The 9,480-nt window shown below is 32.0% G+C and carries 9 protein-coding genes; 7 read left to right on the forward strand and 2 right to left on the reverse strand.

Translation table 11 applies throughout. The features are described from left to right. Window positions 1-250 precede the first annotated feature (250 nt). The 6 genes from rsmG (at window position 251) to EMN46_RS18185 (ending at window position 4,883) form a co-directional block, all read left to right on the forward strand. Complete coding sequence (rsmG, locus tag EMN46_RS18160; protein WP_154202411.1) at window positions 251-871, forward strand: 16S rRNA (guanine(527)-N(7))-methyltransferase RsmG; 621 nt, start codon at window positions 251-253, stop codon at window positions 869-871. A gap of 104 nt (window positions 872-975) precedes the next feature. Then, on the forward strand, window positions 976-1,134 hold the full coding sequence (gene rpmH / locus EMN46_RS18165; RefSeq protein ID WP_125029576.1) for a 50S ribosomal protein L34: 159 nt from the start codon (window positions 976-978) through the stop codon (window positions 1,132-1,134). 383 nt (window positions 1,135-1,517) lie between these two features. Continuing rightward, entirely contained in the window at window positions 1,518-1,898 is a 381-nt protein-coding gene (locus EMN46_RS18170) for a VOC family protein (RefSeq protein ID WP_154202413.1), read from the forward strand. A gap of 92 nt (window positions 1,899-1,990) precedes the next feature. Next, a complete protein-coding gene (locus tag EMN46_RS18175; RefSeq protein WP_154202415.1) occupies window positions 1,991-2,806 on the forward strand; it encodes a PASTA domain-containing protein in 816 nt (271 codons plus the stop codon). A gap of 23 nt (window positions 2,807-2,829) precedes the next feature. Further along, the gene (locus EMN46_RS18180; protein WP_154202417.1) at window positions 2,830-3,888 is read left to right on the forward strand and encodes an RluA family pseudouridine synthase; all 1,059 of its coding nucleotides are present in this window, start codon (window positions 2,830-2,832) and stop codon (window positions 3,886-3,888) included. A 23-nt stretch (window positions 3,889-3,911) separates the two neighbouring features. After that, window positions 3,912-4,883, forward strand: a complete 972-nt coding sequence (locus tag EMN46_RS18185) for a D-alanine--D-alanine ligase (RefSeq protein ID WP_154202419.1) — start codon at window positions 3,912-3,914, stop codon at window positions 4,881-4,883. Between the two features lie 620 nt (window positions 4,884-5,503). Here the strand turns inward: EMN46_RS18185 and EMN46_RS18190 are convergent. Then, window positions 5,504-7,654, reverse strand: a complete 2,151-nt coding sequence (locus EMN46_RS18190) for a glycoside hydrolase family 2 protein (RefSeq protein ID WP_154202421.1) — start codon at window positions 7,652-7,654, stop codon at window positions 5,504-5,506. Between the two features lie 177 nt (window positions 7,655-7,831). Between EMN46_RS18190 and EMN46_RS18195 the strand changes: the two genes are divergently transcribed. Then, the gene (locus tag EMN46_RS18195) at window positions 7,832-9,022 is read left to right on the forward strand and encodes a hypothetical protein (protein ID WP_154202423.1); all 1,191 of its coding nucleotides are present in this window, start codon (window positions 7,832-7,834) and stop codon (window positions 9,020-9,022) included. A gap of 342 nt (window positions 9,023-9,364) precedes the next feature. On the opposite strand, the gene EMN46_RS20525 is transcribed toward EMN46_RS18195, so the two are convergent. Next, window positions 9,365-9,478: an IS3 family transposase gene (locus EMN46_RS20525; protein ID WP_368667534.1), complete on the reverse strand. Its 114-nt coding sequence runs from the start codon at window positions 9,476-9,478 to the stop codon at window positions 9,365-9,367. Window positions 9,479-9,480 lie beyond the last annotated feature (2 nt).

Genomic DNA, 9,480 nt, shown 5'->3' on the forward strand with positions numbered 1-9,480 from the left:
GATGGAATAACAAATGAAAAAGTACAATGGGTTCAAGATAAACTAAATAATAGGCCTAGAAAGCGTCTAAATTACTTGACTCCAAATGAAAAATATAATTATGTTGTAAATAATCAAAAAGTTGCATTTGCAACTTGAATTCAGGTATTTTTAAACGAATCATTCTATCTCGACACAATTTTCCTTTATTCAAGTTATTTTCTGCTCTTAAATTATAATTATATATTTGCCACGCATTATAAATTACAGAATGGAACTAATTTTAAAATACTTTAAGAATTTAACTGATAAGCAAAAAGAACAATTTGCTCAGCTTAAAGATCTTTACAAAGAATGGAACGACAAGATTAATGTCATATCAAGAAAAGATATCGATTTTTTATATCTACATCACGTTTTACATTCTTTGGCAATAGCTAAAGTCATTCAATTCCAACCAGGATCTACAGTTTTAGATGTTGGTACAGGAGGCGGTTTTCCGGGTATTCCTTTAGCTATTCTTTATCCAGAGTCAAATTTTCATTTAATCGACTCTATTGGCAAAAAAATTAAAGTAGTTAATGAAGTGTCTCATGCTCTTGGGTTGAAAAATGTAACATCAGAACACACTCGCGTACAAGAAGTCAAAACAAAATATGATTTTATTGTTAGTCGTGCCGTTACAGCTTTTCCTGCATTCGTCAATATGGTGAAGAAAAATGCCAAAACAAAAAATATAAATGCCCTTCCAAATGGAATTATTTATATAAAAGGAGGTAACTTTGAGGCAGAAATCAAAGCATATGGAAAAAAAATTAATCTCTTCGATTGCACGGATTTCTTTACAGAGGACTTCTTTGAGACAAAAAAAGTTGTCCATATGACACTTTAAATTAAATTTTTATGGTATAATCTTTTGCTAGATGAAAAAAATACCTATTTTTGCAGTCCAAAATCAACGCATATAATCACATTATTCGATAAAAATATTTAGCGATGAAAAGAACATTTCAACCATCAAATAGAAAAAGAAGAAACAAGCACGGTTTCAGAGACAAAATGGCATCTGCTAACGGAAGAGCCGTACTATCTCGTAGAAGAGCAAAAGGCAGAAAAAAATTATCTGTTTCTAGCGAACGCAGACACAAAGCTTAATTTTAGAAATTAATTTTCTAAAATACTAGAAGTAAAGAGTGCTAAATTCTTTACTTTTTTGTGTATATAGTTTTCCGTAAAAAACTTAAAGAGTTCTTAATGAACTCTTTTTTTTTGCTTTTAATAAGAGTGTCTTATTTCAAAGAACAAATAGAACCTCTTCATTATAAATGATTAAGACAAATTAACTAAAAGAGATCTATTGGAGTTCAGATTCTGCATAATTTACCAACATATCTAACACTAATAAGAAAATCTCTGCTATTTTTGTATTCATTCACTTCATGAAATAATTTATGGATTCATCTAATCTTTATATTCATGTTAATTATGAATAAGAGTAAGATAAAACCGTTAAATCAAGACATTAATATTACGAGAAAATGAAATACAATTTAGCACATGCCTGTATCAGAGTAATGGATTTAGACAAGTCCTTAGATTTTTATAAGAAAGCTTTATCCTTGAATGAAGTAAAAAGACTTGACTTTTCTGATTATAAATTTACACTTGTATACCTCTCTGACGAAAACAATAAGTTTGAAATAGAATTAACCTATAATTACGATACTAAAAAACCTTATGAAATAGGTAACGGATTTGGTCATTTCGCTCTAACTGTAAAAGATTTAGAAACATCTTATGAGTTTCACAAGAACATGGGCTTAGAAACAACAGAACTTAAAGGCTTACCAGGAGAAAAACCTAGATATTATTTTATTACAGATCCTGATGGATATAAAATAGAAATTATTAGAGGATAATAATTATACTTTTAACAAGAGTATAAACGATATCATTCAAATTTTATCTGTTAGAAATAAAATATTAGCATCAAATAGCAAATAAAAAACATATGCGACTAAGACAATTTTTTAAAAGTGGAATCTTCTACAAAAACTTAGGCCTATCAATTATAATTGCAGTAGTTCTAGTTTGGATCACTCTTCAAAGTTTAAGATTATATACCAATCATGGCGAAGAGATTGAGGTACCATCCCTTTACGGAATGAGTCTAGAAGAAGGAACGAATCTAATAAAAGAAACAAATTTACGCTACAGTATATACGATTCGGTTTACAACTCAGTTTTACCTGCAGGCTCCATAATTGATCAAAGTCCAAAAGCAAATGCAGTGGTTAAACGTAATCGTAATATTTTTCTTACAATAAATTCGCTTAAACCAGAACAAATCAGATTTCCGAACTTAATCGACAATTCCTTTAGACAAGCCTACGAAATTCTAAGTACAAATGGCTTTAAAATAGGTACATTAAAATATGTAGATTCCGATTTCTATAATCTTGTTTTGTACGCTGAATTTAAAGGAGATTCCTTAAAGCAAGGCGATTTTATTGATAAAGGAACTTCTATTGACCTCGTTCTTGGAAAAGGAAACAACGTTAAAGTATTAACACCTGAATTAGTTGGTAGACATTATAACGACGCTAAAGAACACATTTTATTATCGAACTTAAATTTCGGGCGCATTACTTTCGACAATAGTGTATCTAATCTCACAGATTCTTTAAATGCTCAAGTATATCAGCAGTCGCATGCATACGAAGACCAGTCTAAAATTACGCCTGGTAGTAAAATAAATATATGGCTTACAACTGATAGTTTAAAGATTAAAAATGCTCAGGCATATATTCAAAGCCAGTTAAAATAATAAAAATCTCTGATCCACATATAATGCAAGAAGAAGAAAATTTAGAATTTGAGAACTCCGACGATAACAATGCGAACAAAGAGTCGTATGAACACTTCAGATATACTGTTGATCCTGGACAAACGCCTTTAAGAATTGACAAATATTTATCTGCTCGTATGCTAAACTCGTCTAGAAATAAAATTCAAGACTCTGCAGACAATGGAAATATCCGTGTAAACGATGTGGTTGTTAAGAGAAATTATAAGGTTAAGCCAGGTGATATTGTAACAATTGTACTTAGCTATCCTCCTCGCGAAATAAAATTAATTGCTGAAGATATTCCATTAGATATTGTTTATGAAGATGATTCTTTCATTATCGTAAATAAAAAGCCAGGTATGGTTGTTCATCCATCTTATGGTCATTACTCAGGAACACTATTAAATGCATTAGCTTTTCACCTTAAGAATTCATCTGCATTTGAATCTGATGACCCACGTCCAGGTTTAGTTCATCGTATTGATAAAGATACATCTGGTATTTTAGTTATTGCCAAAACAGAAATAGCCAAAACAAAACTTGCACTTCAATTCTTCAATAAAACAAGCGATAGAAAATACCGTGCGTTAGTTTGGGGAAACATGGAAGAAGATGAAGGAACAATAACTGGACATATAGGTCGTAATTTGAAAAACCGACAAATAATGGATGTGTTCCCTGACGGAGAACATGGCAAACATGCCGTAACACATTACCGCGTTTTAGAAAGATTAGGATATGTAAATCTAGTAGAATGCATTCTTGAAACAGGACGTACACACCAAATTCGTGCACACTTTAAGCATATTGGTCATCCGTTATTTAATGATGCAAGTTACACTGGGGATCAAATTCTAAAGGGAACAAAATTCACAAAATATAAGCAATTCGTTCAAAATTGTTTTAAAATATGTCCACGCCAAGCTCTTCATGCAAAAACCTTAGGTTTCATTCATCCAGAAACAAACGAATATGTTTCATTCGATTCTGAAATTCCAGATGATATGAGTGCTCTAATTAAAAAATGGAGAGAATACACATCGAATCGTGATGAAGAATAAATATAATAGTTTGAGCTAAATTTATGAAGAGAAATATTGTAATTATTGCTGGAGGAGACTCAGCTGAATTCGAAATTTCATTGCAAACTTCGAAGCATATTTTCAATACACTTGATAAAAATCTATACCAAGTTTACATTGCCGTTTTTAAGGGCCAAGATTGGAAAGTTAATCTTGATGATAAGGAATACAATATCGATAAAAATGATTTTAGTGTTGTCATTTCTAATCAAAAAATCAAATTTGATTTTGCCTATATAGCAATACATGGAACCCCAGGAGAAAATGGAATTCTACAGGGCTATCTAAGCATTATGAATATACCACACTCTACATGTGATGTTCTTAGTAGCTCATTAAGTTTTAACAAACATGCATGTAATTCATATTTAAAAGCACTTGGATACCAATTTGCAACATCAATTCTTATTAAGAAAAATGAGACATTTGATTGCAATGCAATTAAGAATAAAGTTGGCTTACCCTGTTTCGTTAAGCCCAATGCCGATGGTTCGAGTTTTGGAATTTCAAAAGTCTCAGAATTTAAAGATCTTGAAAGTGCCATTTTAAAAGCATTTAAAGAAGGTAACGAAGTTATTATTGAGGAATTTATTAGTGGATTGGAAGTAACCTGTGGTCTTGTAAAAACAAGAAAGGAAGAAATTGTATTTCCAATAACCGAAGTTGTATCTAAAAATGATTTCTTCGATTACGAAGCAAAGTATGATCCTAAAATGGCTGAAGAAATTACGCCAGCAAGAATAAGTCCAGAGCTCACCTTAGAGATTCAAAACTTATCGTCTGATATATATGATGCATTAAAGTGTAAAGGGATTGTTAGAATTGATTATATCATCAAAGATGGCAAACCTTACATGCTCGAAGCAAACACAATTCCAGGTATGACAAGCAACAGTTTTATTCCAAAACAGGTTAAAGCTATGGGACGTGAATTAAGTGATATTTTGACTCTTGTTATCGAAGATCAATTTTAATATTTTCTTTTAAAAAATAATATAATGAAAGGCTATCCTAAAAGATAGCTTTTTTTGGCTCTATGTCGAATACAGTGGGTAACTATTATATATTACAAATTGTTTAAATTTGAATAACCAGACTTGAAAAATGCGGTAGTAATTATGTTAGTTATCATCCTTGAAAGAGATGAATTAATTAAAATTAGTACATTTCGTGGATTTTTATCGTTTTGATATAGAACCAGTAACCTCTTGCATTAAAATTATGGAATATTTTTTTTGAGGGTCTTAAGAGCTGGCATTTTTTTAATGATTTTTGTTTAACGAAGGCTTTAGGAAGACTGGGAAGTTGAGAACTTGTTCGAAAATCACCTAGTCGCACTTAAGTCTGAGGAAAATAAGAAAAACATTTAAAAAGTAGCCTTGAATTTCTTTGCTTCGTTTCTTGTTTCAAGACAAGAAATGATGTCGGGTTTGGGCGGAAAGCCCAATTGCTAAAAGACATATTACCCACCTAAATCGACTTAGAACCCTTTTTTTCACATCCATATTATAGCAGTTAATTACATATATAAAATAAGCACCTTACTCCCGTAGAAATAAGATGCTTAAAAAGTAAGATCAAACGATTCAACCTTTTATTTCTTTAAGTCGGGTAACTTACCCAATTGAAGGGTATCTCGCGCTACAATTTTATTTTTAAACCATCCTTCGGCATATAAGATATCCTTATTCACAGCTATGGAATCCCACTGAAAACGAGTATCTCCTCTAGGTCCAGCATTTTTTAATCTCGATCCGTAAGAAACTTCTCGTTTCAATCCGTTATAAAGAACAACAGAATCGCAATTACTATACACCCAAACATCTTTGTTACCTTCTTCTTTAAAACGATCGGGCCACGATTTAGAAACAATGTAAACCATTGGATAGTCGCTAGCTTTGCGATACATACTTTGGTACATGTAATACACATCTTTTTTTGTTTTATGATCGTGCATAATCAAACCCTTTTGGTTCATATAAGGAATTGGATTCGTTCCACGACCAATTCTTGGCGATGCAAAATCGAAAGCCACCCAAACAAAATGTCCTGGGAATGCTTCTTTTACCGATTCACCTTTTGAAACTTTATACTCGTGCACAAAACAACCATATTCCTGCGACCAAAAATCGGTTATTCCCGATGATCCATAATCTTTACTAACCGTAAATTTATCATTACTATGCGTATTGTAATCCATATCAGCACCATACTCGCCAATTATAGTAGATGGATTATAATCGTCGATTTGACCAACATACCAACCACTCCAATCCTGAGGTGCATATACGTCCACAATCTCCTGATTCGATTTGTATTTCCAATTACATCCTGTAGTTGGTCTATTAGGATCTAATTTTTTAGCTAGCGTAACCAAATCGGAAAACACCTTGTTCGAAACCGATTCGCTTGCTCCCGAACGATCCGATTCATTACCCATTCCCCATACAATTACCGAAGGATTATTATAGTACTGTTCTATCATTTCCTGCAACTGTTGTTTGCAATTCTCCAAAAATTCAGGATCTTCAGAAACACTTCCTGTCAATGGGATTTCCAACCATAACATCAAGCCCAGTTCATCACAAGCTTTTGCAAAGTCCCTGTCGCAAGGATAATGCGCATGACGAATCACATTAAAGCCAGCTTCTTTAATCAATTTTGCATCGGCAAAGTGTTGTTCGTTTGGTAAAGCATAACCAAGGCCTTCCATATCTTGATGTCGATTGACACCACGCAACAACATTTGTTCACCATTTAAACTAAATGCCTCGTGATTGGCAAGCGTATAATATCGAAAACCAAAAGTACTCCCAAAATCGTCCACTTCTTTTCCATCGTAACTAATGGTAGAAATTACCTTGTAAAGTTGTGGTTTATCCACACTCCAAAACTGAATAGCACCCAAAGCAGATTCCGATTGTCTAAAACTAACTTCATCACCTGCTTCAATCGTTTTACTCATTTTTTTATCTGCTACCAAATTACCATCAGGAGAATAAATTTTAGAACTTAATTTTACTTTTGTTGATGATTTAGAATAATTTTTAATCTTGGTTTCTATAGATAAAACACTAGGTGCTTGTCCACCACAAACAGGAGTATTAAAAACTTTCTCTATTTTTATAGGATCCGTAATGTGAATCCACACATCACGATAGATTCCACCATAAACAGCATAATCAAAACTAAAAGGGAAAGATCCTTTTTCATCGTACATCCAAGGTGCAATAGCCGAATTGTTTGAATTATCAGCACGAACAGCCAATGTATTTTCTTTTCCTAACTTGATGAAATCTGTAACATCGAATGAAAAAGCAGTGTATCCTCCCCGATGCATTCCAACCTTTTTCCCATTCACCCAAACCTGAGCTTCCAAAGAAACAGCTTCAAATTCTATAAACACACGTTTCCCTTTTTGATTTTCATCAATTGTAAAATGAGTACGATACCATGCTGGTCCTTTATACATGGTACGAACATCGTTTTCAAAATCGAACCGACCTTTAAAAACATCACTATTCACGCCATCACTTCCTCCATTAAAATCATGAGGAATTTGAATGCTCAACCAATCTTCATCCTTAAATGAACTTTTTTTAGCATTCTTAACCTCTTTTTTTATAAATTTCCAATCATTCTTATTGATAGAATAGCTTATTCTTTTCTCTTGCGCATTTGAGAAGCTTGAAAAACAAAACAGCAAACTTAAACAGACCAATACACTTCGACTCCAATTATTCATAATTTTTATTTTAAGACATTCAAAACTTCATTTCATATTTAAAGTTTTAATTAAAGCGAAATTGTTATCTTTCGATTTAAAGCAATAATAGAAAATAATATCTGTAAATCAATGTTAATAACGGTAACAAGTTACCGTAACAGATAACATTATACACAATAAATCTGACTCTTACGAATGAATATTCCCGAAGTAGATAAAAAGAAATTAATTCAGAAAATTATAAATTCTAAAAGGTTTTCTAGATCAGAAATACTCCGAGACTTACTGAACTATTTATTCAAAGCACACCAAAACAACGAAAATGTAAAAGCAATTAACATTGCCATTGATCTTCTGCAACGAAAAGGAGAACTTAAAGAAAATGACGAAACACTTGCCCGTGTTTATGTGCATAAATTAAGAAGTAAACTGACCGATTTCTATATAAATGAAGGTCTCAACGAAAAAATCACACTTCAAATTCCTAAAGGTAAATACGAATTAACTTTTCAGACGGCAAGTCAGAAAAGTACAAAATTGGCAAAATCTCTTCCATATAAAACGGTTCTTTATATTGGTTCTGGCCTTATTCTATTAAATCTATTTATCCTTGCAGTATTCTTTTGCTTTTCGAAAAATGAAAAGCAAAATCCGATTTGGGCAAACTACCTAAACGATAAGAAAGATATAAACCTAATGCTTAGCAATCCTTTTTTCTATACCATTAGAAATTTACAAACCGACTCGACTTTAGTAATTCGTAGTTTCAACATTAATTCGGAAGAAGAACTTAATAACTCGCAAAAACTATTTTCCGAAGATAAATACGAGATTAAGAAAAGTGATATCTCCTATTTTGCCAATAACAATATAAGTTCCTTACCCTTACTTTTTAAAGCCTTACATAAAACAAAAAATAATATTCATCTAAAAACAAGCAATAATATTAATTTAGATGATATTAAAAATAATAATACCATTGCTATAACAAGCCTGAAATCCATAGGTCTTTTGGGAAATTTTCTCGATCAAACATCAATCAGAATACCAAATAAAAACGGATTAAGTCTTTTACTTTTGAGTCAAAATGACACGATAAAATATTCAGCCATAAAATCCTACGATAATTTTTATACCGACTATGCCTTTCTGATAAAAATTCCTACACCCAAAGGCAAAAGTTTAATGATTATTTCAGATTCTCATTCCATAGGAAATAAAGGCTTAATGGAATTAGCAACCAGTGATAATCTGGAAGAAAAAATTCTCTCACAATATCAAGGAATGAGAAAATTCCCAAATTATTTTGAACTTTTGGTAAAAGTAACGGGTTATCAAGAACAAAATTTAACCACTGAAATTATTCATTTTAAAGCCCTTAATTAAAAGCTATTCTTAAAACTTATACCTAATACGTTGTTCACCATCTTTAATACTTCCTCTGCTGAAATGATCAAATAAAAACGACAACCCAACCACCAGCTATAATTAGTTCGTAGTTTCATAATACCCACTTAACTATAGAGTATGAAAAAAGCGTTTTACTCCGTTATGGAACAAGACGCTTAAAAGTTGGCATCGACCTATTATCCTCTCATTCTATTTCTGGTGTACATGATCACGAAAAGTATCGAAACACAACATTCGGCAGTACCATCTTCTCCACCTTAGGCGGATTAACTTCTCTGTTCCAAAGAATGGATATGCAACAAAAAACTGGACTTTAAATTAAGCCGCAATTATATATTTAGATTTCTCATATTGTTCTGGGGTTAAATAGCCCAAAACAGAATGTATTCTTTGTTTATTATACCATACTTCAATAAAGTGTACTATTTCAATTT

The sequence above is a fragment of the Ancylomarina sp. 16SWW S1-10-2 genome (genome assembly GCF_009669305.1).
In the GTDB taxonomy this organism is placed as follows: Bacteria; Bacteroidota; Bacteroidia; order Bacteroidales; family Marinifilaceae; genus Ancylomarina.